Below are 22,036 nucleotides of genomic sequence, written 5' to 3'. Positions count from 1 at the left end.
TTGCGTCCGGCTCGTCCCGTCTCTCCTTCTTGTTGCCAGAATTCGTCAACTCCGCAGGATCATCCATGCGAGCCTTTGTCCTCGATCGCGAATTTGCCTACGAGCAACTGCCGGGGGCTCTCGCCTAAGCTGGTCGGGCGCGGGCAAGGTGGTGTTGAAAGTGAAGTGAGGCACTACTCGCTCGCCAGCGCGATGGCGTGCACGTGGCGGCCGTAGTCCGGCTCCTTCCGGTGCACCGAGCGGCGGTAGCTATAAAAACGCTCGTCGGAATATGTGTCGACACCGAGATCGTCGATCATCAGGATGCCGGCATTCTCCAGCCGCATGCGGATGAATCCGGGAAGATCAAACATCGAATGACCCGCGCGCACTGACGGGATGAAGAACACGCCATTCTCCGCATCAGCATCCATGAAGCGCTCGACGAGTTCACTGCCGACTTCATAGGAGTGCTGGCGGATCAACGGGCCGATGGCGGCAACGATGCGGGTGCGGTCGGCGCCGAGTTTCTCCATCGCCTCGATCGTGGATTCCAGCACGCCGGTCAGCGCGCCTTTCCAACCTGCATGCGCGGCACCGATCACGCGCGCGGCGGGGTCGGCGAAAAGGATCGGACCGCAATCCGCCGTGGTGACGCCGATCGCGATGCCTTCCGTGCGTGTGACGAGCGCGTCGGCGCGCGGCTTGTCGCCCTGCCATGGTCCGGTCGCGACCACGGCGTCGGGCGAGTGGATCTGGTGCACGCTGAGCAAGTGCTCGGGCGCAACGCCCATCTGCTCGGCCATCCGGCGGCGATTTTCCGCGACATTGGCCGGATCGTCGTTGGAGCCTAACCCGCCATTGAGTCCTGCGTAAATTCCACCGGATACCCCGCCCTCGCGGGTGAAGAACGCGTGGCGCAGCCCGGGAATGGCTGACAGCAGGGACGATCCGAACGTCATGCTCTTTCGTCTCCCGGCGGTTCGTCGCTGAGGCCTGCGACCGAGATGAGATTTGGTTCGGTCACCGCAAGCACCTTGAACATCGATCCCATGCCGCCGCGGCCGCTGTCGGTCAGGCGTTTCAGCGCGGCGGAAATATCGGCGGAAACTTCGGGCGCGGCTTTTGCCATCAGCGTGGCGGCCCGGGTCTCGATACCGAGCCGCTTGAGGAATTCGCCCTGCGTCACCGGACCATGAACGCGCGCGCCGACGTCTTCCGCCGCGCGCGCCAGCGCCTGGAAATCGACATGGGCGGTGACGTCGGCCTGTCCGGGATTTTTCAGAGGATCGGCAAAACTGTGGCGGGCGATGGCCTGGAAGGTATCGCCGGCGTCGCTGCGCAGATGTCCGTAATCGATGATCAGCGCCGCGCCGTCCTGGTCGCGCACCCGCGCCGCGATCTTCATCATCTCGGTATCCGGCCGCCATTCGAACACGGCGCCGATCGGGGCCGCGCGCACCAGCGGCGGCAGCAGCACCTCGAAGCGCGGTATCGGGTCATCCGCGGCGGCGAATACCAGCTTGCCATTGGCGTCGAGCTCGACGACGCGCTCGTGCCAGCCGGTTTCGCGCTTGATTACCTGATGGATCGGCAGCACGTCGAAATATTCGTTGGCGAGAATGACTGCGGGGCCCTCCGGCACGTCGTCGATATTGTCGTGCCAGGTGATGTTGTGCGCGCCGGATAGCGTTGCCTGCTGCTTCTCGCGCAGCACCGGATTGATCTCGACGAGATGGATCTGGATCGATTGATAGAGCGGTGGCAGCACCCTGACAGCGCGGAGCGCGTCCGCCATCATGGTGCCGCGGCCCGGGCCGAGCTCGACCAGCCGCAGCATCGGCGGCGAACCGATTGCCTTCCAGACCGAGGCCGTCCATAGCCCGAGCAGTTCGCCGAACATCTGGCTGACCTCGGGCGCGGTGGTGAAATCGCCCTCGCGGCCCAATGGATCGCGCGACACGTAGTAGCCGTGCTCGGGATGCATCAGGCACAGTTCCATGTACCGCCAGACCGGCATCGGTCCTGACGATCTGATCAGCTTGTGGATCTCCGTCTGTAACGGCGAAAATTCGGTCACGGCCTGCCTTAGATCGACTTCTCTATATGCTGCGGCGTCTCGCGGCGCCATGCCATCATGATAAGGACGGCTCCGGCAATGATCATCGGTACCGACAACAGCATACCCATGGTCAGCCCGAGCTGGGGATCCCACAAAAATCCGAGCTGGGGATCGGGCTCGCGGAAGAATTCGCTGGCAATCCGCGCAAGGCCGTAGACGGCGATGAAGCTGCCGAGGATCAGGCCCGGCCGCTTCAGCGCGCCCATCCGGATCATCACCGCCAGGACCACGAACAGCAGGAAACCCTCAAGCGCCGCTTCGTAGAGCTGGCTTGGATGGCGGAAAAGTTGAAGCGGGTCATCGGGAAAGACCATTCTCCAGGGCACGCTGGCATCCGCCTCACGCCCCCACAACTCGCCTTTGATGAAGTTGGCGAGCCGCCCGAGGAAAATTCCGATCGGAGCGACGGCGGTCGTGATGTCGCCGAGCGACAGGATGGAGATCTTGTTCTTGAGCGCAAACAGCATCACCGCGGCGACGCAGCCGAGAAAGCCGCCATGGAAGGACATGCCGCCTTCCCATAGTTTGAAAATGGCGATGGGGTTCTGGATGAAGAAGCCCGGGTTGTAGAACGTCACATAGCCGGTGCGGCCTCCGACGATGATGCCAATCGTAACCCAGAGAATGAAATCGTCGAGCTGCACGGGTGCGATCGGCGCCGGCCCGCTCCATAATTTCTCTTTCCTGATCAGCGCGCGCGCATAGATCCATCCGAGCACGATGCCGCAGATATAGGCCAGCGCATACCATCGGATCGCGAACGGTCCGATCGAGATGGCGACAGGATCGATTTCCGGAAAGGTTATGGTGAGAAGGGGCATTGGAGGGGGAGTCTACGACACGAGGTTGCGGCGATAGAGCGCCAGCAGACGCTCCCAGTGCCGCTCGGCGGCGTCGCGGTGATAGACCGGCCGCTTCGGGAAAGCGAAGCCGTGATGGGTGCCGGGATAGATCTCGACCTCGTTCTTCGTGCCTTCCATTGCCTGCTTCACCTTGTCGATGATCTCCTGCGGTGCATAGATGTCGGTCTCGGCGCACGCGAAATACAACTCTGCCTTGGTCTTCGATGCCGCCAGATGCGGGCTGTCGGGCTGGTCGGTCGCGAGATGCGTGCCATAGATCGAAGCCGCCGCCTTCACCCGATCCGGAAAATGCGTTGCCGCGTTGACGGCGTAGCGACCGCTCATGCAGTAGCCGACGGTGCCGACGATCTTCGTATTTGCGGCAGGTTGCGTCTCTGCATAAGCGAGCAGGGCCTTGGTGTCCTCCATCACCATGGGAATATTGATGGAGTTCATGAATCCGGACACCCGCTTGCGCTCGGGCGCTTCCGGATCAGGCGGGATCGGTCCCAGCTCCATGACGCCGGAGCGGTAATAGAGGTTGGGCAGCATCACGTAATAGCCCGACGTGCCGAGCCGCCGCGCCATGTCGCGCAGTTCCTCGCGGATCGCCGGTGCGTCCATGTAAAAGATGATGACTGGGAAGGGGCCGCCGCGCTCAGGGTGGGTGATGAAGGTCGTGGTCTTGCCGTCCTTGGTCGCAATATCGATCTGCTGGTCGATCATGGGCGTTGCTTTTTGCGTTGTGATTCTGGTGTCTGGCTGGACGTTCGATACGATTGCAAGGAAACTGCAGCATGACAAGGCGAACGGCCGTCACGTTGGCGTTGAACCGTGCTCTTGAACATTTCCCTTGAACGCTTCCCTTGGGATTGCCATTGTCTTGTCATGACGATCAACTTGCCGCGACCGGAGCGTTTCAGATGACCCAGACCAGCAATCGGTTTTTCGACGAGATCGGCCGTTTGATGAATGACGCCGCCGGCGCCGCCCAGGGCGTCAAGCGCGAGGTCGATACCGTCATGCGCAACCAGGCCGAGCGCATCCTGCGCGATCTCGATGTCGTCAAGCGCGAGGAGTTCGACGTGGTCAAGGACATGGCCCGCCTGGCGCGCGAGGAGAACGAGGCACTCAAGAGCCGGATTGCCGTTCTGGAAGCCAAGCTCGGCATCGCGCCGGCCACGCCGGATGCCGGCAGCATGGCGGACGGATAGGGTTCTTACCCTCCCCTGGAGGGTCCCTGGAGGGGAAGGGTCGACGCGCGCGAAGCGCGCGGGGTGGGGTGACGGTCCATCCCCTCGAACAGTGCCCGAGTTGAGAGACCGTCACCCCACCCCGCCTCGCATTTCGCTAACGCTCATGCGACCCGACCCTCCAGGGGAGGGTGAAGAACAAGAAAAATCCCTTCATTTCCTTGTCATTTCGCCCCTTTGGGGCTAAAAGCCCGCCACGTCCGCAGCCCCCGCACCCCTGGAGGCTTGCTGTGGGACGGCAACGGGCCGCGATGCGGCCTTTAACTTTTTAGAAAACAAGGACTTAACACGATGGCGACCGTCAAGGAATTGAAGGCGACCGCGCGTCCGCAGAGCGGCAAGGGGGCCGCCCGGGCAGAGCGTCGCGCCGGGAGAGTGCCCGGAGTGATCTACGGCAACAACCAGCCCCCCGTGACCATCTCGGTCGACGACAAGGAACTGCGTCAGCGCATTCTGGCCGGCCGGTTCCTGACCACGCTGTTCGACATCGACCTCGAGGGCAAGAAGCATCGCGTGATTCCGCGCGACTTCCATCTCGATCCGGTGAAGGACTTCCCGATTCATGTCGACTTCCTGCGGCTCGGCGAAGGCGCCACCATCCGCGTCAGCGTCCCCCTGCACGTCGTGAACGGCGAAACCTCGCCCGGCGTCAAGCGCGGCGGCACCGTCAATATCGTCACCCACAGCATCGAACTCGAATGCTCGGTCGAGAACATTCCGCAGTACATCGATGCCGACGTCGGTGCGCTGGAAATCAGCCATTCGCTGCATCTGTCCGAGATCAAGCTGCCGACCGGCGTGAAGTCGCTGTCGCGTGAGGATGCGACGCTCGTGACCATCGTGCCGCCGTCCGGCTACGCCGAAGAACAGAAGGCTGCGGCGGCCGCCGCGGCTGCAGGCACGGCCGCTCCGGCGGCGGGTGCCGCTCCGGCTGCTGCTGCCGCGCCTGCGGCGGGAGCTGCCGCTCCGGCGGCTGGCGCGAAGGCGCCGGCCGGTGGCGACAAGAAGAAGTAAGCAGCGGCAGGATGCCGCGTCATGCGCCTGTTTGTTGGCCTAGGTAACCCCGGTTCGAAATACGCGAACAACCGGCACAACATCGGGTTCATGGCCGTCGATGAAATTGCGCGGCGTCACGGTTTCGCACCGTGGCGCCGCCGTTTTCAGGGCGAGACATCCGAAGGCACGCTCGATCGCGAGAAGGTCGTTCTGCTTCGGCCGACCACCTACATGAACGAGTCCGGGCGCGCGGTTCAGGAAGCCGCGAATTTCTTCAAGCTCGGCGCCTCCGACGTCACCGTGTTTCAGGACGAGCTCGAACTGCCGCCGGCGAAAGTCCGCGTCAAGGTCGGCGGCGGTATCGCCGGTCACAACGGGTTGCGCTCGATCACCTCGCATATCGGCAACGACTATCGCCGGGTGCGGCTCGGGATCGGCCATCCCGGCATCAAGGAGCTGGTGCACGGCCACGTGCTCTCGGATTTCGCCAAGAGCGACCGCGCCTGGGTGGAAGCCTTGTGTGCGGCGGTGGCCGACAACGCCGGTTTGCTGGCCGCAGGGCACGATTCCTCGTTCGCGAACAAGGTGCATCTGGCGCTGCAGGCCAAGGGATTTTTCGACAAGGGTGATGATGGCGCGCCGTAACGCGTTGTCGACCGTCAGCAACGAACTTCAGGACACGTTATGGGATTCAAATGCGGTATCGTTGGCCTGCCCAATGTCGGCAAGTCGACGCTGTTCAACGCGCTGACCGAGACGGCAGCGGCGCAGGCGGCGAATTATCCGTTCTGCACCATCGAGCCGAATGTCGGCGAAGTCGCCGTGCCTGATCCCAGGCTCGACAAGCTGTCGGCGATCGCAGGCTCGGCGCAGATCATCCCGACGCGACTGACCTTCGTCGATATCGCGGGGCTGGTCCGCGGCGCATCCAAGGGCGAAGGCCTCGGCAACCAGTTCCTCGCCACCATCCGCGAGGTCGACGCGGTCGCGCATGTGGTGCGGTGTTTCGAAGATTCCGACATCACCCATGTCGAAGGCAAGATCGCGCCGTTGGCCGACATCGAGACCATCGAGACCGAACTGATGCTCGCCGACCTCGACAGCCTGGAGAAGCGGGTCGACAATCTGGCGAAGAAGGCCAAGGGCAACGACAAGGACGCCAAGGAAGCGCTCGACCTCGTTAACCGCGCCCTGGTGCTGCTGCGCGAGGGCAAACCGGCGCGGTTTCTGGAGCGCAAGCCGGAGGAAGAGCGGGCCTTCGACATGCTCGGCCTCTTGACCTCCAAGCCGGTGCTCTATGTCTGCAACGTCGAGGAAGGTTCGGCTAAGGACGGCAACAGCTTCTCAAAGCAGGTGTTCGAGCACGCCAAGAAGGAAGGCGCGGTCGCCGTGGTGATCTCGGCCAAGATCGAATCCGAGATCGCGACGTTGTCACGCGAGGAGCGCGCCGACTTTCTCGAGACGCTCGGCCTGGAAGAGGCCGGCCTCGACCGCCTGATCCGCGCCGGCTACCAGTTGCTCGACCTCATCACCTATTTCACGGTCGGTCCGAAGGAAGCCCGAGCCTGGACCATCCACCGCGGCACCAAGGCGCCGGCGGCGGCCGGCGTGATCCATACCGATTTCGAAAAGGGCTTTATCCGGGCCGAGACCATCGCCTATGCCGATTACGTCGCGCTGAACGGCGAAGCCGGCGCCCGCGACGCCGGCAAGCTCAGGCTGGAAGGCAAGGAATATGTCGTCGCCGACGGCGACGTGATGCATTTCAGGTTCAATACCTGATTGTTTTTCTGGTCATTCCGGGATGGTGCGTAAGCACCAGACCCGGAATCTCGAGATTCCGGGTTCGATGCTGCGCATCGCCCCGGAATGACGACCCTACCGCATCCCGCCCTGATCGCGGATCGCGCCGAGATGCTCGTTGATGCGGAAGATGATCAGGATGAATTCGGCGGCAATGCGCGAAAACACCACGCCGACCACGACGCCGGCGATCGAGGCCAACAGTAGGACAAATCCGTAGAAGGGGCTGATTGCCATGACGGACAAGCTCGACAAAATGCCGGCGATACCGAACAGTATGATCAAGCCGATAACCAACCAATAGAAGGTCTTGATGATCGTGGGGGTGATGAAGCGGTCCCACTGAAACAGATCCTGCAAATCGAACATCGATGGTTCTCCGGCGAGTCATAAGCCTGATTCCAGACGGCACACCGCTAGCCCCGAAAACTGCTTCGGGCAAGTCAGGGGCGAGCGCCGCGGACGGTACTCGCCGCCGGCGAACGAGCCATGCGGGTGGGCGGGTTGAGATTGCCGCAAATAACGGCCACAATCGGGCTTCCCCACCGCAATCCTCAATCCAAATCGTCAATCGATGACAACGCTGACCTTCGAAGACTTCACGCCCGGCCATTTCGGCACGTTCGGACCGCGCCACGTCACGCGCGAGGAGATTTTGGCGTTCGCCGCCGAATTCGACCCGCAGCCGATGCATCTGGACGAAGCTGCTGCCAACGCGTCGATGCTCAAGGGGCTGTCAGGTTCGGGCTGGCATCTCAGCTCGCTTGCGATGCGGATGCTGTTCGACGGGTTTATCGGCCGCACCGCCTCGCTCGGCTCGCCCGGTGTCAACGAAATGCGCTGGCTGGCGCCGCTCCGCCCCGGCGATGACCTGACGCTGGATGTCAGCGTCGCGGAGGCCAGGATTTCGAAAAGCCGACCTGAGACCGGTATCGTGACCCTCAAGAGTACGATCCGCAACGCGGCCGGCGTCGTTCTGTGCGAGATGGAGTCCCCGATGATCGTGCGCCGGCGCCTTGAAGCAGGAGCGGTGTAGCGATGCGTTTCTTCGAGGACATCGAGATCGGCGCGCGGCGCGAGTTTGGCTCGTTCACCTTCACGGCCGACGACATCAAGCGGTTTGCCGCGCAGTTCGATCCGCAGCGCTTTCACCTCGATGAGGAAGAGGGGCGCAAATCCCTGTTCGGGGGGCTGGCCGCATCGGGCTGGCACGTTGCGGCGGTGTGCATGAAGCTCTTGGTCGCCGATGGCAAGCGATTGACGGCCGAGGCCGCCGCACGCGGTGAGAAGGTCGCGGTGTGGGGGCCGTCGCCGGGTTTCCGTGAATTGCGCTGGGTCAGGCCAGTGTTGGCGGGCGATACCGTCAGCTTTTCCAACCAGGTCGAAACCAAGCGGACCTCGGAGAAGCGTCCCGAATGGGGCATCCTGCAGGCCCGCAATACCGGCACCAACCAGCGCGGCGAAGTCGTGTTCTCGTTCCTCGCCACCGCGTTCGTGCCGCGACGGAATGGGATTTCCGGAGCTTAATCGTAGCCCGGATGAGCGAAGCGATATCCGGGACCGCTGCCCGTGTGAATCCCGGATGTCGCTGCGCTCATCCGGGCTACATGTCCCTTCGGGGCAACATGGTTAGCCAATTGTTTCGTTAGTGTTTCGTAATCCACGACTCCACGAAACCGTTTTTTTGCTAACGCATTTTGAACTTTCTGCCTGCCAAATGCGTCTCAGGGGAAGTACCGAGGGGATGAAAATGGCAGATCGCAGCGGCCTGAAATTCGTCGGCTTTGTCTTCGCAACCGTCACGATGGCGGTGATGCTCACCGCCACGATGGTGGTGAAATCCTATGCCGACGGCGTTTACACGATCGAGGATACCGCGTTCGTCCGTCGCTAGAGCGTTTTCCAGCGAAAGCCTGCTCCGGACTTGATCCGGGGTGGACACCGGTTCGCGTCAAGAAAACGCGTCAAAAACAAAAATCTAGAGCCCGGTTCTGATTCAATCAGAACCGGGCTCTAGTTGCGGATTGGGCAAGCATAGACGCCGAATCTCAAAAAAGATTCAGCGGCTCCAGATCAGCGTCATTGCCAGGACCGCAAGCGTCAGCAGTCCGACGAAGCGGATCACGAGCGTGCCCATGCTATGCGACGATTGCCGCAACGGCATTGAATCCATGTTGTCTGGCTGAACGTTTTGCATCGCCGCTGTGTCCCCAAAAAAGGTGCCTGCCGCCAAGTGACGACGTCCGTCCTTGGACGCGACCGTGCTTATAAAGTTCAGATCGAACACAGCCAAACAAAACCGCCGCGCTCCCGTACGGAACGCGGCGGAGTGTCTGATTTTTGCAACGATCGGATTAGGCGTTGCGCAGGCCGTCGGCGGCGCGCTTCCACTGCGTGACGTTGTCGGCAATCATGCGCGTCGACTTCATCGCTGCCTGGCTGAGTTGCGCATAGCCGGAGATCTCGCGCTGGACGCGCTGGCCTTCGGCATGGAGCAAGTCGCGGAGGCTTTCGAGTTCGGAAATCAGCTTCTCGATTTCCGCCAGCGAAGTGCCGGCGACGCGCTGGATCAGCGAATTGACGTTGTTGACGGTCGCTTCGGCATTGGCGTCGACCGGCACGGTGTCCGGGGCCACCGCGGGCCGACGAAGATAGGCGATATCGTTGCGAACGAAATCGCGGATGCCGGCCTCGACTTCGGATACGGCGGCGAGATCGCCGTCGACTTCCGGGTTCGGATCAGCTTGTTCGGAACGAATGGTGGCGTTCATCGGCTATTCCTCTGTTTCGCTTTCAGGCGAGCGCGGACGTCCCCCGCACGACGAAGTGGAGCGGGTCCCATCTGTCCTGCCGATTTTGTCCGCATCTTGGCCAATCTGCGGCAATGATGGTTCATTCTCTGGGGCGGTGCCCTCGAGATCGGAAAGCGCGTCAAATTGGGACGATTTCGGGCCTCACCAGCTACGCCTGAAGCCTGCGCTGAGGCTCGTGTTGGCGGCACCCGAGGGCGTTTCGCCGATCGAGCCGGAGATGGTGACGCCGTCGAACAGCTTCTGCTCGGCGCCGACCTTGCGCAGCCACTTGTCGTCGGATGTCGATAGCGTCTGGCCGGCGATCAAGCTGGTGCCGGTGTCGGCAATGCTGAGCCTTGCCGACTGGTCGGTCTCGTAGCTGTGCGCCGGATGGCCGACGATGCCGGGCACCGGCACGATGCCTTGCTGGATCAGGTTGTAGTCGTTCTTCAGGGTCAACGAATATTGCTCGCTGATCGGCAGCGATTTGCTCAAGGAAGTGCCGAGCTTGCTCTGGTCGGATCCGGGATCGACCCGGGCCTCGACCGCGGTCGTGTCCCAAATCGAGCCAACGCCTGGGGCCGTAATCGCAGCCCACGCGGTACCGGACGATTGCGGCAGGCTGCCACCATTGGCAAGTTTTTCCGAGAGCAGTTCGGATGTCGTCACCGTGCCTTGCCGCGCGACCGTCATGTCGGCGCCGATCCGCGCATCCCAGAACGGCGAGATGGATTGCTTGACCGATACCGCGGAGGTGCCGTTCGGCCTTTCGTTGGCGGACCATGAGGCATCCGCGCTGGCAGCGCCTTTCGACGAATTGCCTTCCTTCGGCGCCTGAAAGGTCAGGGTCGATGCATCGACGTTGAGTTGGCTCCAGTCGAGCTTTTCGACGTCGATGTCCTTCATGATGTCGGCATCGTTGACGCTGGGAGCCGCCTCGGCTTCTTCAGCCTCCTGCATCTCCGGCTCGTCGTCGGTCGGCGGCGTTTGTGCCGCCACCGCCAATATCGAAGCCAAACTTACGCCGGCCACCAGCATTGGCAGCCGCGCCCAGCCAAACCGCATTTTCGGAATCATTGCCCGCCCGCATTCCAAGTCGCGCCAAGAATGCGTTCGCTTTAGTGCGAAATTATGACGGGGCTTTCGCTGCGAGCGAAGCGACTTGTCCGCCGTAGCTCGAAGAGCGAAGGCGAACTCCCGCAATGACGGCATCTGTGAGCTACACCGCCATCCGCGGCAGGTGAATCGGGTAGCCCACGGTCTGCTCGACCAGATCGAAGGTGTCGACCAGCACGCGCAGATTGGTCAGGTGGCCGGCCCTGAACTGGGCGAAATGGGCGATGCGCAGGCTGATCGGCTTGTTCGAATCCAGCGCGGTCAGCGAGTAGCGCATCATCGAGGCGGCCGTATCCACTCCCAGCATGATCGATTCGCGGTCGAAGCGGTGGACGCGGAAATTGTCCGCGATCTGCCTGATCACCTCCATCACGGCCGCCTTGCCGCGGCGCTGGCCGAAGAACGGATACATATCGATCGGTCCATAGATCGCCCAGTCGACCTCCTCGTCGAGCAGGGCTTCGAGGTCGGCGGGCTGGCGTTCATTGATCGCACGATGCAACGCGCGCGAAAAACGCCAGAGACTATGCTCTGTCATTTTGATTTGGTCCTGAAAACTGGATTTCAAAACGGCAATCGCGCCCAATCGGGCGTCTTCATCGACGCCGGGGCCGAAATGCCGGACTTTCACCGTTGCAGCCAGAAATAGAGCAGTTTCGCCAAAACACAATTGTCGTTTTTGCAATGCACAAATGCGGCTGCTTTGGCCGCATTATCGGTCGTGGCGGCGCACCGGCTCGCGCGGTGGATGGTGTGCGGAACGTCCATTCGTCATTCCGGGGCGATGCGAAGCATCGAACTATGGTGCGCAATTGCGCACCTGAGAATCTCGAGATTCCGGGTTCGCGTCTTCGACGCGCCCCGGAATGACAGCCCGCAACAGCTAAATCGGCTCCGGCCTTCTACCGGTCAGGATCGCGGCGACGTCGCGTTCGAGCAGTTGCTGGACCAGATCGAATGTGTCGATGATTTCCCTGATCTGGCTGATCTTGCCGTCGCGCAGCGTGTAGAAGCCGGCGATGTCGAACTGCACCATGCGCTGGTTGATGCTCTTGCGGAAGAACACGCGGATGAACGCGGCCGCCTTGTCGCCCTCGACGACCAGGATCGGCACCTCGCAGCGCAGTTCGGAATAGCGGGCGCGGACGGCGTTCCACATCTCGCGCATTTCGGCCTTGCCGCGGCGATGGCCCATATGCGGCAGGATGTCGATCGGGGCGTTGGCGAGGGATTCGATGTCGTCGGTGCAGCGCGCCAGCGCGCCTTCGACGTCGCCGGAATACAGGATGTTGAGGAAATCCAGTACGCGCTGACGATGAGATTCCTCGGTCATTCGTCCACCCCGTCTGGGTTCGATCCGGCTCTGCGGCCCAGTCCATCGTGAAGGGAAGGGCGGAGGGATCAATCAGCAAAGCAACCTACAGTATGTGACGTGGTGGTTTCCAAAAGGTTCACTGCCGCTCGCGATGCGACTACACAGAGAAGACGCACGGACCTGTTGCAGGGTGATGGATCACACTCAAACCCTCATCCTGAGGAGCCCGAGAGAAGCGGGCGTCCCGAAGGATGTAGGCCACAGACGGGGCCTCATGGTTCGAGACGCGCGGAGCCTGTCATCGGGCCGCGCTACGCGCGGACCCGGTGGCGCTCCTCACCATGAGGGTTTAGACACGGCAAGATTAGCGCCAGGCCAGGATACTGCTGCCGCTCCCGTCCAGCCGGCTAGGCGGCGTCTTGGTTTGGATCACCGCCCGGATGTCGTCGGCCAGTTCGCGGTAATGCAAGCCGAGGCGCAGGTATAGCTCGCGCTTCGCCCCATCCGACGTCAACTTGCCGATCAAATCGCATTCGGCAGCGAGAGTCTCGAACCGCTCCAATTTGGCTTCAAGGTCGGTCATGACGCGTCTCCCCTAACGGCCACCAAGGAGATCAGCTTACGCCTTCATTTTACGTCACGGCTAACATCGTTATTGGATAGAACTAATTTACAGCCTCGGCGATTGCGCGGACGCTCCGGCAATCATTGCCTGGTAGCTTGTCTCGGGAAACGTCAATCATTCCCAAGCGAGGCAAAGCCTCCTGGCCGGCTATCCGGAAAGAGGCGCGCCGAGGAGCGCCGGCTCTCAACCGATCAACGGGCGCTTTGAGTGCAGTGCACCTGATACAGATTGGGTCGCGTCTGCCGGTGGCGAGAGCAGACATTTGCCACCGGAAAGAACGGCAATGTGTTATGCTGCGAGCGGCGACGTCGCACATGAGACGCGGTGCTCACATGATCACAATCCCGGAACTGGTGGCGCAAGCCCTGGGATCATTTCTGGCTTCGGATACCAGAAGCAGGTTTGGCTCCTCCCAAGCCCGGCTGGCTGAATTTCTCCCCTATGCAGCCAGGCTCACATTGGAATGCATCGGTAACAGCGACGCCCTGTATCACAACGTCGAACACACCATGCTCGTGACCCTTGCCGGGCACGACATCCTCATGGGCCGGTCGATGCTACGGCACACGACGGCGGACGATTACGCCAATTTCATACTGGCGTGCCTCAGCCACGACATCGGCTACGTTCGTGGAATTGTCCAGGGCGATGACGGGGAGTCCTATGTCGCAGATCTCAGCGGCCGCACCATCCGCCTGGCGCGAGGTTCATCCGACGCTGCGCTGGGAGCCTACCATGTCGACCGCTCGAAGCTGTTCGTGTTCGAGCGGCTCGACACCGCCGAGGAAGTTGATGCGAGCCGGATAGCCAGGGCGATCGAGTATACGCGGTTTCCCTATGTTGCTTCATCGTCAAACGACGAGCTAATCGAAGAAGAAGGCCTGTTGCTGCGCGCGGCCGACCTCATCGGGCAGCTCGGCGACCCCAACTACCTGAAAAAAGCCAATGCCCTGTTCTACGAATTTGAAGAAGTCGGCATGAACAAAACGCTCGGCTACGAGACGCCGGCAGACGTCGTTTACAAATATCCGCAGTTCTATTGGAACAACGTCGCTCCACAAATCCAGACGGCAATACGCTATCTCAATGTCACATCGAGTGGACGGCAATGGATAGCAAACCTGCACAGCAACGTTTTTCGGGCCGAGCGCGAAATGAACCTGTCCGGCCCGCAGCCGTGACAATGCCGTGCTCGCTCCGCCTGCGTTAGCCGTGATAGCTCGGCGATTTGCGCGCGAGCCCATCGAACGCGTCGAGCAGCCGCTCGCGCCAGGCATAGACCGGATCGTCCTCCATCAGCAGCTTGAACGGGCTGACCACGCGCGCCCACTGGAATGCGCCGAACACGATATGATCCGCATAGTTCGCCGCCGTGCCGCCGAGGTACGGCTGCGTCCGCAATGTCAGCCGCTGCGGGTCGAGGCTTTTGCGAAAACCTTCGACCGCCTCGTCGCGGTTCGCCATGATGTCTTCCAGCTTCCTGCCGAACCGCGCCTCGCGCGTCCGACGGAAGTAAGCGGCGTCCTCCGGCTTCAGGTGGAGCGGGATGTCGGCGATGATGAGCGGAAACATGCTGCCGATCACGCCGTCGCCCCACCAGTTCAGCATCCGCGCCATGGGCCGGCCGCCCTCGCCGCCGAACAGCGACGGCCGGTCCGGATATTTGTCTTCGAGATAGTTGGCGATGGTCCAGGAATCGACGACCGCGCTGTCGCCGTCGAGCAGCACCGGCACCTTTTCCGAGCCATGCGGCGCGATCGCGCTTTTCTCGGTGAAGCACCAGGGAATCGTCTCCGCCGACAGCCCCTTATGCGCCAGCGCCATCCGCGTTCGCCAGCAGAATGGGCTGAACGGACGGGATGGATCGGTACCGACGAGTTCGTAGAGTTTGAGGGACATGGCGCTATTCTGTGCGAACAGCAGCCACCGCGCAAGCTCTCCGTCATTGCTGTCGGTCGCGACGCGGGATCAGCGTTGCGGCACGCCGATGCGGCCGTGCTCGCGCAGCAGCTTTTCGCCCGATGCGGTGACGGTCACCATCAGCCCGGTTCCGGCGATGGTTTCGCGCACGACGTAGCCGCGATCGGAAGCGTCTTCCCAGATCGTCAGGCGCGGACAGGAGGTCCGCCAGGTCGCGACCACTTCTGCGTAATTCCGCGGCTCGCGGGCGACCCATTCGACGAAGTCGAGCACCAGTGGATCTGCAGCATCCGACATCAGCCCTCTCCCTTCAGAAGGAAGCAACCGAACCGTGAACCAGCAGCAGCCAGCTTCCGTAGAGAATGTAATAGCCGGCCACCGTCGTAATCAGCCGGTTGGCCCAGGTACGAAACTGCGCGTCGCTCATCGCTTCCAGGATGCGCCGTGCCAGTGTGGTGCCGAGCATCGAGGCCGCGATCGCAACTGCAGCCAGCACGGGATCGAGCGTCGCGGCCTGATCGATGATGCCGCCGAAATAGATCAGCTTGGTGAGATGGCTGGCGACCTGGCAGGTTGCCTTGGTGGCGACCACTTCGCGGCGGTCAAAATTGCCGCCGAGAAAGAACGTGTCCATCAACGGGCCGGAGACGCCGGTCATCAGCATCAGCCCCATGCAGATGAAGCCGTAGAACGAGCCCTGCCAGATGCTGTCCGGGTTCGGCTTGAGATTCTTCGGCATCAGCCGCGCCATGAACGGCGTGGCCCCGAGCAGCAGCAAGGCAATGGGCTTGTCCGGCACGTAGCGGGTGAGCGACCAGAGACCGAGCGCCAGCGCGCAGCCGATCAGATAGACGAACACCGGCCGCCAGCGGATATGCGCCCGCCACAGAAATGCGCGCCAGCCATTGGAGGCCATCTGCGTGATCGCGTGCAGCACCATGGCGGTGGGCAGCGGCATCAGCATCAACAGCACGCCGATCAGGATCATCCCGCCGGCCATGCCGAACAGGCCGGACAGGAAGGCCGTCGCGACCATCAACGCACCGAGGGCTGCGATCATCAGCGGCGTCATTGGGGAATCTCCTTCTTCCCTTGTGCCTCGCTTGTCGCAGCTACGCAAACCGAGTTATCTTGCTCTGGCATCAGTTTTCCTGAGGGTCATGTGCGGCGGCTGCTCTTTCTCAACGGCATCAAGGCGTTCGAAGCGGCAGCGCGCACCGGCAGCTTCGCCGCCGCCGGGACCGAGCTCAACGTTTCGGCCGCCGCCGTCAGCCGGATGGTGCATCTGTTGGAAGAGCGGCTGGGCGTGGCGCTGTTCGAGCGCAAGGCCAACCGCCTCATCACCACGGCGGCGGGGCGCGCCTATCAGAACGGGCTGACGCCGATCTTCGACGCGCTGGCGAGCCTGACCGCGCAGGTGACGGCGCCCGCAAGCGTTCGCGTGCTGACCATCGGCGTCGGGCCGACTTTTGCGATGAAATGGCTGATCCCGCGGCTGGCGGATTTCCGGAAAGAGGAGCCCGATATTGACGTCCGTATCACCACCGGCGGCGCCGCCGTGCCGTTCGGCGAGGACTGGAGCTGCGGCATCAAGCTCGGCGACGGCGAATGGCCCGGCCTGATCGCCGAGCCGTTGTTTGCCGCCGATCTGCTTCCGGTCTGCGCGCCGCGCCTTGCTAACGCGCTCAAACGTCCCGGCGACCTGAAGGGGCCGACGCTGCTGCGGGTGGCGCATTCGCCCGACGACTGGCCGTCATGGCTCGAGGCCGCCGGCACCGCCCGCATCAGCGCCCGCGGACCGGAATTCGAGTTTTACGGCCAGGCGCTGCAGGCCGCCGTCGACGGCCTCGGCATCGCCATGGGCATCCGCCCCTATATCGACGACGACATCGCGGCCGGCCGGCTGGTCGCGCCGTTTGCGTTAAGTGTGCCGAAAGGCATGCGCTGGTATCTGGTTTATCGCGGCTTCAGCACCGGGCAGCGCGATTTCGCCGCGTTCCGGCGCTGGATCGTTCGCGCGGCAGCGGAGCCCGCCACGCGCCGCAGGGGCCACAGACATGCCGGATGAGAAGATCGAAACGCTGGTGATCGGCGGCGGCCAGGCCGGCCTCGTGATGAGCCACCGCCTCAAGCAGCGCGGACTGTCGCATCTGGTGCTCGAGCGCCACCGGATCGCCGAGCGCTGGCGCAGCGAACGCTGGGACGGATTGATATTCCAGTTTCCGAACTGGTCGGTGCGGCTGCCGGACTTTCCGTTTCCGCACAGCGATCCGGATGGGTTTTCGGATACGGCCACCATCATCAAATTCATCGAGGCCTATGCGGATTTCGTCGCGCCGCCGATCCGCTGCGGTGTCGCGGTGACGCGGCTGTCGCAGCGCGACGGCGGGCGCTTTATCGCCGAGACCACGGACGGCACGATCGAAGCTGACAATGTCGTCGTCGCCACCGGACCCTATCAGCGCAGCGTCATCCCGGACCTGTTGCGCGATCATCCGGTGTTTCAGGTGTGTGCCGCCGACTACAAGAATCCCGAACAGCTTCCGCCGGGCGCGGTGCTGGTGGCCGGCGCCGGCGCGTCCGGCGCGCAGATCGCCGAGGAGTTGCTGCAGGCCGGCCGGCGCGTCTATCTCTCGGTCGGACGGCACCGCCGCCTGCCGCGCCGCTACCGCAGCCGCGATCTGATCTGGTGGCTCGCCGAAATGCAGTTCGACCAGATCACCCCGGAGGAGCGCGGGCAAGCGCGCCTCGGCCCGGTGATTTCGGGCGCCTATGGCGGCCGCAGCATCGATTTCCGCGACTTCGCCGCCCGCGGCATGATTTTGCTCGGACGTCTCGACGCTGCCGATGGCGGCGTGCTCGACATCGCACCTAGCCTCGACAAAAGCCTTGGCGACGGCGACATCGCCTTCACCACCTTCCTCGACACCGTCGATGAATATGTCAAACGGCGCCGCCTCGAGCTGCCGGAAGAACCCGGCGCCCGCGCGACGCTTCCCGACCCTCCTTGCGTGACCGCGCCGCAAGCGCGACTCGACCTCGCCGCGGAGGGCATCTCTTCGATCATCTGGGCGACCGGCTACGGCGTCGATTTCGGCTGGATCGATATCCCGGTCCTCGACGCCCGCGGCGAAGCGGTTCACCGCAACGGCATCTCGGCCGTATCAGGCCTGTACTTCCTCGGCCTGCAATGGCTGTCGAAGATGAACTCCTCGTTCCTGTCAGGCGTCGGCGACGATGCCGTGGTGCTCGCGGATCATATTCTGGCGCGGCGGTGATTTTTCGTTCCTCGGTGCTCGCAAATCCAAACACGTCGTCATACCCCGCGAAAGCGGGGTATCCAGTACGCCGCGGCAGCAATGACTAGACCTCAAGGGCTCTGGAATACTGGATCGCCCGCCGGAGCCTGTCATCGGGCGCGCATTCGCGCGACCCGTTGGCGGTCGATGACAGTTTCTTCTGCTGAAAAAACCTCCGCGACATGTGAACCCCTTCACATCTGCCCCCGCCGCGCCGTGCTCTGCTCGCGCCATGCGCAATTCCGGGGGACGCGCCATGATCTATGGTGGCTTTGAAATTCAGTCGTTCGAAGCAGGGAGAGGGCTATGGCACGCCAGGATTCAACGGGCCGACCAGGAGCCCGTGGTGATCGATGGCATGGCGTTTCCGACGCTCGAGGTCGGCTTCGCCTGGTCGGATCCGGAAGCGGCGATCGCGGATGCGAAAGCCCATATCGATCGCTTCATGCCGCGGTTCGCGAATCGGTAAGCGTGCCGGCCGGCCGAAACTCGATACCCATTCCCGAACAGACCCTGCAGGCGACGCCGGTGTTGTCCACCTGCCCGGATTGCTCGGCCGCGCTCGCGGTCTTGCGTATCATTCCCGGCCGCGCCGGTGCCGAGTACTGGACCATGCGATGCACGCGCTGCGGCGGGATTCATCTGGATATCGTCAAGGCGGCGCCGGCCAGAGCGGATAATGGCGATCTTCGCGCCTGAGGCGCGCGACGGTTCCCGATTGCGGTCTTGCTGACATCTGCTGACAGGCGGAAGCGCGCGCTTTCGCGCGGGCCATTTGCCCTTTTCTCACCGGCTGACTCGTCCCATATTCGCCGCATGGCGAAGAAACCAGACGCTCCCCGAAAATCAGGCAAAACCCCGAAATCCAAGGCGCACCGGCCCGAGGTGCAACCAATCGGACCGGCGCTGGCGGAACTGCTCAATCCCGCCATCAACCGCGGCGATGCCGGCATGGGCTCGGGCACCGGCCTGCAGCCGCCGCCGGACAATTCCTGGGACCGCCGCGCCGGCGGCGAGGCCGCCGCGCATCGCGCGCGCGCGTCGACCAAGGGAACGAGTTCACAAGTTGCGAAGCGCGATACGGCGCGGCCGCGACTCGTGGAGGCACCCCCACCCAACCCTCCCCCGCAAGCGGGAGAGGGCTCCAGGCGTCAAGCGCCAGATACAAGCGGCGAGAATGATTCCGTGAACGCGCCACCAGCGCCCCCTCTCCCGCGTGCGGGGGAGGGTCGGGGTGGGGGTGCCTCCGCAAATTCAGAACTCGACGAATCCCCCCAAGCCAACTACGGCACCGCGGCCACCATCCCGACCCTCGATCCTGAGCTCGCGCGCCAACTCGGCCTGCCGACCGCGGAAGACGACGAGGAAGCGCTCGCGCGCCCGCCGCGCAACAAGATGGAAGCGCTCGGCGTCAAAGCCACTGCCGATGCGCTGGAGAGCCTGATCCGCGATGGCCGTCCCGAATTTCGCGGCGATAACGGCCAGCTCAAGGTCTGGACGCCGCACCGGCCGCCGCGCCCGGAGAAATCCGAAGGCGGCGTGCGTTTCGAGATCAAATCCGAATACCAGCCGAAGGGCGACCAGCCGACCGCGATCGCCGAACTGGTCGAGGGCATCAGCCGCAACGACCGCACCCAGGTGCTGCTCGGCGTCACCGGCTCCGGAAAAACCTACACCATGGCCAAGGTGATCGAGGCGACGCAGCGCCCGGCCCTGATTCTCGCGCCGAACAAGACGCTGGCCGCGCAGCTCTATGGCGAGTTCAAGAACTTTTTCCCCGACAACGCGGTCGAGTACTTCGTCTCCTACTACGACTACTACCAGCCCGAGGCTTACGTCCCGCGCACCGACACCTACATCGAAAAGGACTCGTCCATCAACGAACAGATCGACCGCATGCGCCATTCGGCGACGCGCGCGCTGCTGGAGCGCGACGACGTCATCATCGTGGCGTCCGTGTCGTGCATCTACGGTATCGGCTCGGTCGAAACCTACACCGCGATGACCTTTGCGCTGAAGAAGGGCGAGCGCATCGACCAGCGGCAGTTGATCGCCGACCTCGTCGCGCTGCAATACAAGCGCACGCAGGCCGATTTCACCCGCGGCACCTTTCGCGTGCGCGGCGACGTCATCGACATCTTCCCGGCGCACTACGAGGACCGCGCCTGGCGCGTGAACCTGTTCGGCGACACCGTCGAAAATATCGAGGAGTTCGATCCGCTCACCGGCCACAAGCAGGACGATCTCGAATTCATCAAGATCTACGCCAACTCGCACTATGTGACGCCGCGGCCGACGCTGGTGCAGGCGATCAAGTCGATCAAGTCCGAGCTGAAGCTGCGGCTCGACGAGCTCAACAACCAGGGGCGTCTCCTGGAAGCGCAGCGGCTGGAGCAGCGCACCACCTTCGACCTCGAAATGATGGAAGCGACCGGAAGCTGCGCCGGCATCGAGAACTATTCGCGCTACCTCACCGGGCGCCGCCCTGGCGAGCCGCCGCCGACGCTGTTCGAATACGTGCCCGACAACGCGCTGGTGTTCGCCGACGAAAGCCACGTCACCGTGCCGCAGATCGGCGGCATGTTCCGCGGCGACTTCCGGCGCAAGGCGACGCTCGCCGAATATGGTTTTCGGCTGCCCTCCTGCATGGACAACCGCCCGCTGCGGTTCGAGGAATGGGACATGATGCGCCCGCAATCGGTCGCGGTGTCGGCGACGCCCGGCGGCTGGGAGCTGAACGAAAGCGGCGGCGTATTCGTCGAGCAGGTGATCCGTCCCACGGGCTTGATCGATCCGCCGGTCGACATTCGTCCGGCGCGCACGCAGGTCGACGATCTCGTCGGCGAAGTCCGCGCCACCGCTGCCGCGGGTTATCGCTCGCTGATCACGGTACTCACAAAGCGCATGGCGGAAGACCTCACCGAATATCTGCACGAGCAGGGCATTCGCGTGCGCTACATGCACTCTGATATCGACACGATTGAGCGTATCGAGATTATCAGAGACTTGCGTCTCGGCGCGTTCGACGCGCTGGTCGGCATCAATTTGTTGCGCGAGGGCCTCGACATTCCCGAATGCGCGCTGGTCGCGATCCTCGACGCCGACAAGGAAGGCTTTTTGCGCAGCGAGACCTCGCTGATCCAGACCATCGGCCGCGCCGCGCGCAATGTCGACGGCAAGGTGATCCTCTACGCCGACCAGATGACCGGCTCGATGGAACGCGCCATCGCCGAAACCAACCGCCGCCGCGAAAAGCAGGTCGAATACAACACCGCCAACGGCATCACGCCGGAGAGCGTGAAGAAATCGATCGGCGACATCCTCAACTCCGTCTACGAGCGCGACCACGTGCTGGTCGAGATCGGCGACGGCGGCATGGCGGACGACGTCATCTCGATCGGCCACAATTTCGAGGCCGTGCTCAACGACCTCGAAACCCGCATGCGCGAAGCCGCCGCCGATCTGAACTTCGAGGAAGCGGCGAGACTGCGCGACGAAGTCAAGCGCCTCCGCGCGACGGAAATGGCCGTGGTCGACGACCCCACCGCCAAACAGCGCGCCGTGCAGGGCAAGGCTGGCGCTTATGCGGGTACACGGAAATACGGCGAGGCCGCGAACCTCCCCGTCAGCGCCATGAAAAAGAAAGGCGTGCAGTCAGCCCTCAAAGCCAGCCGCGGTTCTTCTCCCTCTCCCCGTCCTTCACGGGGAGAGGGGCGGGGTGAGGGGTTCTCTCCACAAGGCGGTGCCAGCACCTCCAAAATCCACAAACCCCACCTCGACGAAATGCACGGCCCGGAATCCTTGCCCTACCGCCCCAGCGGCGCCAAACCGCGCAAGCCCGAGATCGGCAGCGGCAGCAAAATCTTCCAGCCAACGGATTCGCGGCAGTCCGGGCCGGAGTTCGGGCCGGCGCCGCGTTCGAGCGGAGGTGCGCCTGGGCATCGGGGCGGGTGGAAGAAGAGGTAGGGTCGGCC

Annotated in this window: 27 protein-coding genes; 13 read left to right on the top strand and 14 right to left on the bottom strand. The window is 63.1% G+C overall.

Features of this window, described 5'->3' with window-relative positions; translation table 11 throughout:
- Positions 1 to 173 precede the first annotated feature (173 nt).
- The 4 genes from pgeF to LMTR3_RS02715 are packed head-to-tail and all read right to left on the bottom strand — an operon-like array spanning position 174 to position 3,669.
- The gene (gene pgeF / locus LMTR3_RS02730) at positions 174 to 941 is read right to left on the bottom strand and encodes a peptidoglycan editing factor PgeF (RefSeq protein ID WP_065743545.1); all 768 of its coding nucleotides are present in this window, start codon (positions 939 to 941) and stop codon (positions 174 to 176) included.
- Positions 938 to 2,059 carry a class I SAM-dependent methyltransferase gene (locus tag LMTR3_RS02725; RefSeq protein ID WP_065743544.1) on the bottom strand — a complete coding sequence of 374 codons (1,122 nt, stop codon included), beginning with the start codon at positions 2,057 to 2,059 and terminating at the stop codon, positions 938 to 940. The genes pgeF and LMTR3_RS02725 overlap by 4 nt, the downstream gene beginning before the upstream one ends.
- Before the next feature lie 8 nt (positions 2,060 to 2,067).
- Complete coding sequence (lgt, locus tag LMTR3_RS02720; protein WP_065743543.1) at positions 2,068 to 2,922, bottom strand: prolipoprotein diacylglyceryl transferase; 855 nt, start codon at positions 2,920 to 2,922, stop codon at positions 2,068 to 2,070.
- Positions 2,923 to 2,934: 12 nt separating this feature from the next.
- Positions 2,935 to 3,669: a dienelactone hydrolase family protein gene (locus tag LMTR3_RS02715; protein WP_065743542.1), complete on the bottom strand. Its 735-nt coding sequence runs from the start codon at positions 3,667 to 3,669 to the stop codon at positions 2,935 to 2,937.
- A gap of 197 nt (positions 3,670 to 3,866) precedes the next feature.
- On the opposite strand from LMTR3_RS02715, the gene LMTR3_RS02710 reads away from it, so the two are divergent.
- The 4 genes from LMTR3_RS02710 to ychF all read left to right on the top strand — a co-directional run bounded on the left by LMTR3_RS02710 (position 3,867) and on the right by ychF (position 6,974).
- Positions 3,867 to 4,157, top strand: coding sequence for an accessory factor UbiK family protein (locus tag LMTR3_RS02710; protein WP_065743541.1), 291 nt, complete (start codon positions 3,867 to 3,869; stop codon positions 4,155 to 4,157).
- A 330-nt stretch (positions 4,158 to 4,487) separates the two neighbouring features.
- Positions 4,488 to 5,210 (top strand): 50S ribosomal protein L25/general stress protein Ctc, encoded by a 723-nt coding sequence (locus tag LMTR3_RS02705; RefSeq protein WP_065743540.1) that lies wholly within the window; start codon positions 4,488 to 4,490, stop codon positions 5,208 to 5,210.
- Positions 5,211 to 5,231: 21 nt separating this feature from the next.
- Entirely contained in the window at positions 5,232 to 5,837 is a 606-nt protein-coding gene (gene pth, locus LMTR3_RS02700) for an aminoacyl-tRNA hydrolase (RefSeq protein WP_065743539.1), read from the top strand.
- A 39-nt stretch (positions 5,838 to 5,876) separates the two neighbouring features.
- Positions 5,877 to 6,974, top strand: coding sequence for a redox-regulated ATPase YchF (gene ychF / locus LMTR3_RS02695; RefSeq protein WP_065743538.1), 1,098 nt, complete (start codon positions 5,877 to 5,879; stop codon positions 6,972 to 6,974).
- Between the two features lie 96 nt (positions 6,975 to 7,070).
- On the opposite strand, the gene LMTR3_RS02690 is transcribed toward ychF, so the two are convergent.
- Positions 7,071 to 7,364 carry a DUF4282 domain-containing protein gene (locus LMTR3_RS02690; protein ID WP_065743537.1) on the bottom strand — a complete coding sequence of 98 codons (294 nt, stop codon included), beginning with the start codon at positions 7,362 to 7,364 and terminating at the stop codon, positions 7,071 to 7,073.
- A gap of 205 nt (positions 7,365 to 7,569) precedes the next feature.
- Here LMTR3_RS02690 and LMTR3_RS02685 point away from each other — a divergent pair, with 205 nt between their 5' ends.
- From LMTR3_RS02685 to LMTR3_RS38315, 3 genes are all read left to right on the top strand, one after another.
- The gene (locus LMTR3_RS02685; protein WP_065743536.1) at positions 7,570 to 8,031 is read left to right on the top strand and encodes a MaoC family dehydratase; all 462 of its coding nucleotides are present in this window, start codon (positions 7,570 to 7,572) and stop codon (positions 8,029 to 8,031) included.
- A gap of 2 nt (positions 8,032 to 8,033) precedes the next feature.
- Positions 8,034 to 8,522: a MaoC family dehydratase gene (locus tag LMTR3_RS02680; RefSeq protein WP_065743535.1), complete on the top strand. Its 489-nt coding sequence runs from the start codon at positions 8,034 to 8,036 to the stop codon at positions 8,520 to 8,522.
- A 223-nt stretch (positions 8,523 to 8,745) separates the two neighbouring features.
- Positions 8,746 to 8,889, top strand: a complete 144-nt coding sequence (locus tag LMTR3_RS38315; protein ID WP_176721810.1) for a hypothetical protein — start codon at positions 8,746 to 8,748, stop codon at positions 8,887 to 8,889.
- 165 nt (positions 8,890 to 9,054) lie between these two features.
- Here the strand turns inward: LMTR3_RS38315 and LMTR3_RS02675 are convergent, their stop codons facing one another.
- From LMTR3_RS02675 to LMTR3_RS02650, 6 genes are all read right to left on the bottom strand, one after another.
- A complete protein-coding gene (locus tag LMTR3_RS02675) occupies positions 9,055 to 9,288 on the bottom strand; it encodes a hypothetical protein (RefSeq protein WP_141686442.1) in 234 nt (77 codons plus the stop codon).
- A gap of 61 nt (positions 9,289 to 9,349) precedes the next feature.
- Positions 9,350 to 9,766 (bottom strand): hypothetical protein, encoded by a 417-nt coding sequence (locus LMTR3_RS02670; RefSeq protein WP_065743533.1) that lies wholly within the window; start codon positions 9,764 to 9,766, stop codon positions 9,350 to 9,352.
- 183 nt (positions 9,767 to 9,949) lie between these two features.
- Positions 9,950 to 10,852 carry a hypothetical protein gene (locus LMTR3_RS02665; protein WP_245319713.1) on the bottom strand — a complete coding sequence of 301 codons (903 nt, stop codon included), beginning with the start codon at positions 10,850 to 10,852 and terminating at the stop codon, positions 9,950 to 9,952.
- Between the two features lie 154 nt (positions 10,853 to 11,006).
- Entirely contained in the window at positions 11,007 to 11,441 is a 435-nt protein-coding gene (locus LMTR3_RS02660) for a nuclear transport factor 2 family protein (protein WP_065743640.1), read from the bottom strand.
- Between the two features lie 345 nt (positions 11,442 to 11,786).
- Positions 11,787 to 12,236, bottom strand: coding sequence for a nuclear transport factor 2 family protein (locus LMTR3_RS02655; protein WP_057842225.1), 450 nt, complete (start codon positions 12,234 to 12,236; stop codon positions 11,787 to 11,789).
- Between the two features lie 346 nt (positions 12,237 to 12,582).
- Positions 12,583 to 12,801, bottom strand: coding sequence for a hypothetical protein (locus LMTR3_RS02650; RefSeq protein WP_065743532.1), 219 nt, complete (start codon positions 12,799 to 12,801; stop codon positions 12,583 to 12,585).
- A 374-nt stretch (positions 12,802 to 13,175) separates the two neighbouring features.
- Here LMTR3_RS02650 and LMTR3_RS02645 point away from each other — a divergent pair, with 374 nt between their 5' ends.
- Complete coding sequence (locus LMTR3_RS02645; RefSeq protein ID WP_065743639.1) at positions 13,176 to 14,024, top strand: metal-dependent phosphohydrolase; 849 nt, start codon at positions 13,176 to 13,178, stop codon at positions 14,022 to 14,024.
- 25 nt (positions 14,025 to 14,049) lie between these two features.
- On the opposite strand, the gene LMTR3_RS02640 is transcribed toward LMTR3_RS02645, so the two are convergent.
- The 3 genes from LMTR3_RS02640 to LMTR3_RS02630 form a co-directional block, all read right to left on the bottom strand.
- Positions 14,050 to 14,742, bottom strand: a complete 693-nt coding sequence (locus tag LMTR3_RS02640) for a glutathione S-transferase family protein (protein ID WP_065743531.1) — start codon at positions 14,740 to 14,742, stop codon at positions 14,050 to 14,052.
- A 69-nt stretch (positions 14,743 to 14,811) separates the two neighbouring features.
- Positions 14,812 to 15,060, bottom strand: a complete 249-nt coding sequence (locus LMTR3_RS02635; RefSeq protein WP_065743530.1) for a hypothetical protein — start codon at positions 15,058 to 15,060, stop codon at positions 14,812 to 14,814.
- Between the two features lie 13 nt (positions 15,061 to 15,073).
- Entirely contained in the window at positions 15,074 to 15,835 is a 762-nt protein-coding gene (locus tag LMTR3_RS02630) for a sulfite exporter TauE/SafE family protein (protein ID WP_065743529.1), read from the bottom strand.
- A gap of 90 nt (positions 15,836 to 15,925) precedes the next feature.
- Here LMTR3_RS02630 and LMTR3_RS02625 point away from each other — a divergent pair, with 90 nt between their 5' ends.
- The 5 genes from LMTR3_RS02625 to uvrB all read left to right on the top strand — a co-directional run bounded on the left by LMTR3_RS02625 (position 15,926) and on the right by uvrB (position 22,028).
- Complete coding sequence (locus LMTR3_RS02625; protein ID WP_065743528.1) at positions 15,926 to 16,831, top strand: LysR substrate-binding domain-containing protein; 906 nt, start codon at positions 15,926 to 15,928, stop codon at positions 16,829 to 16,831.
- Complete coding sequence (locus tag LMTR3_RS02620; RefSeq protein WP_065743527.1) at positions 16,821 to 18,041, top strand: NAD(P)-binding domain-containing protein; 1,221 nt, start codon at positions 16,821 to 16,823, stop codon at positions 18,039 to 18,041. Before LMTR3_RS02625 ends, LMTR3_RS02620 begins: the two co-directional genes overlap by 11 nt.
- 277 nt (positions 18,042 to 18,318) lie before the next feature.
- Complete coding sequence (locus LMTR3_RS02615; RefSeq protein WP_065743526.1) at positions 18,319 to 18,531, top strand: hypothetical protein; 213 nt, start codon at positions 18,319 to 18,321, stop codon at positions 18,529 to 18,531.
- 2 nt (positions 18,532 to 18,533) lie between these two features.
- Entirely contained in the window at positions 18,534 to 18,761 is a 228-nt protein-coding gene (locus LMTR3_RS02610; RefSeq protein ID WP_245319711.1) for a hypothetical protein, read from the top strand.
- A 117-nt stretch (positions 18,762 to 18,878) separates the two neighbouring features.
- A complete protein-coding gene (gene uvrB, locus LMTR3_RS02605) occupies positions 18,879 to 22,028 on the top strand; it encodes an excinuclease ABC subunit UvrB (RefSeq protein ID WP_084029382.1) in 3,150 nt (1,049 codons plus the stop codon).
- Positions 22,029 to 22,036 lie beyond the last annotated feature (8 nt).

It is taken from the genome of Bradyrhizobium sp. LMTR 3, from assembly GCF_001693485.1.
Lineage (GTDB): Bacteria > Pseudomonadota > Alphaproteobacteria > Rhizobiales > Xanthobacteraceae > Bradyrhizobium.
Note: the sequence above shows the minus strand (reverse complement) of the source record. Positions and strands in the feature narration are given on the sequence as shown.

Excerpts from the sequence above, each read along its gene's own strand:
- pgeF (WP_065743545.1), bottom strand. The coding sequence starts at position 941 with ATGACGTTCGGATCGTCCCTGCTGTCAGCCATTCCCGGGCTGCGCCAC.
- lgt (WP_065743543.1), bottom strand. The coding sequence starts at position 2,922 with ATGCCCCTTCTCACCATAACCTTTCCGGAAATCGATCCTGTCGCCATC.
- LMTR3_RS02715 (WP_065743542.1), bottom strand. The coding sequence starts at position 3,669 with ATGATCGACCAGCAGATCGATATTGCGACCAAGGACGGCAAGACCACG.
- LMTR3_RS02710 (WP_065743541.1), top strand. The coding sequence starts at position 3,867 with ATGACCCAGACCAGCAATCGGTTTTTCGACGAGATCGGCCGTTTGATG.
- LMTR3_RS02705 (WP_065743540.1), top strand. The coding sequence starts at position 4,488 with ATGGCGACCGTCAAGGAATTGAAGGCGACCGCGCGTCCGCAGAGCGGC.
- pth (WP_065743539.1), top strand. The coding sequence starts at position 5,232 with ATGCGCCTGTTTGTTGGCCTAGGTAACCCCGGTTCGAAATACGCGAAC.
- ychF (WP_065743538.1), top strand. The coding sequence starts at position 5,877 with ATGGGATTCAAATGCGGTATCGTTGGCCTGCCCAATGTCGGCAAGTCG.
- LMTR3_RS02690 (WP_065743537.1), bottom strand. The coding sequence starts at position 7,364 with ATGTTCGATTTGCAGGATCTGTTTCAGTGGGACCGCTTCATCACCCCC.
- LMTR3_RS02685 (WP_065743536.1), top strand. The coding sequence starts at position 7,570 with ATGACAACGCTGACCTTCGAAGACTTCACGCCCGGCCATTTCGGCACG.
- LMTR3_RS02680 (WP_065743535.1), top strand. The coding sequence starts at position 8,034 with ATGCGTTTCTTCGAGGACATCGAGATCGGCGCGCGGCGCGAGTTTGGC.
- LMTR3_RS38315 (WP_176721810.1), top strand. The coding sequence starts at position 8,746 with ATGGCAGATCGCAGCGGCCTGAAATTCGTCGGCTTTGTCTTCGCAACC.
- LMTR3_RS02670 (WP_065743533.1), bottom strand. The coding sequence starts at position 9,766 with ATGAACGCCACCATTCGTTCCGAACAAGCTGATCCGAACCCGGAAGTC.
- LMTR3_RS02665 (WP_245319713.1), bottom strand. The coding sequence starts at position 10,852 with ATGCGGTTTGGCTGGGCGCGGCTGCCAATGCTGGTGGCCGGCGTAAGT.
- LMTR3_RS02660 (WP_065743640.1), bottom strand. The coding sequence starts at position 11,441 with ATGACAGAGCATAGTCTCTGGCGTTTTTCGCGCGCGTTGCATCGTGCG.
- LMTR3_RS02655 (WP_057842225.1), bottom strand. The coding sequence starts at position 12,236 with ATGACCGAGGAATCTCATCGTCAGCGCGTACTGGATTTCCTCAACATC.
- LMTR3_RS02650 (WP_065743532.1), bottom strand. The coding sequence starts at position 12,801 with ATGACCGACCTTGAAGCCAAATTGGAGCGGTTCGAGACTCTCGCTGCC.
- LMTR3_RS02645 (WP_065743639.1), top strand. The coding sequence starts at position 13,176 with ATGATCACAATCCCGGAACTGGTGGCGCAAGCCCTGGGATCATTTCTG.
- LMTR3_RS02640 (WP_065743531.1), bottom strand. The coding sequence starts at position 14,742 with ATGTCCCTCAAACTCTACGAACTCGTCGGTACCGATCCATCCCGTCCG.
- LMTR3_RS02635 (WP_065743530.1), bottom strand. The coding sequence starts at position 15,060 with ATGTCGGATGCTGCAGATCCACTGGTGCTCGACTTCGTCGAATGGGTC.
- LMTR3_RS02630 (WP_065743529.1), bottom strand. The coding sequence starts at position 15,835 with ATGACGCCGCTGATGATCGCAGCCCTCGGTGCGTTGATGGTCGCGACG.
- LMTR3_RS02620 (WP_065743527.1), top strand. The coding sequence starts at position 16,821 with ATGCCGGATGAGAAGATCGAAACGCTGGTGATCGGCGGCGGCCAGGCC.
- LMTR3_RS02615 (WP_065743526.1), top strand. The coding sequence starts at position 18,319 with ATGATCTATGGTGGCTTTGAAATTCAGTCGTTCGAAGCAGGGAGAGGG.
- uvrB (WP_084029382.1), top strand. The coding sequence starts at position 18,879 with ATGGCGAAGAAACCAGACGCTCCCCGAAAATCAGGCAAAACCCCGAAA.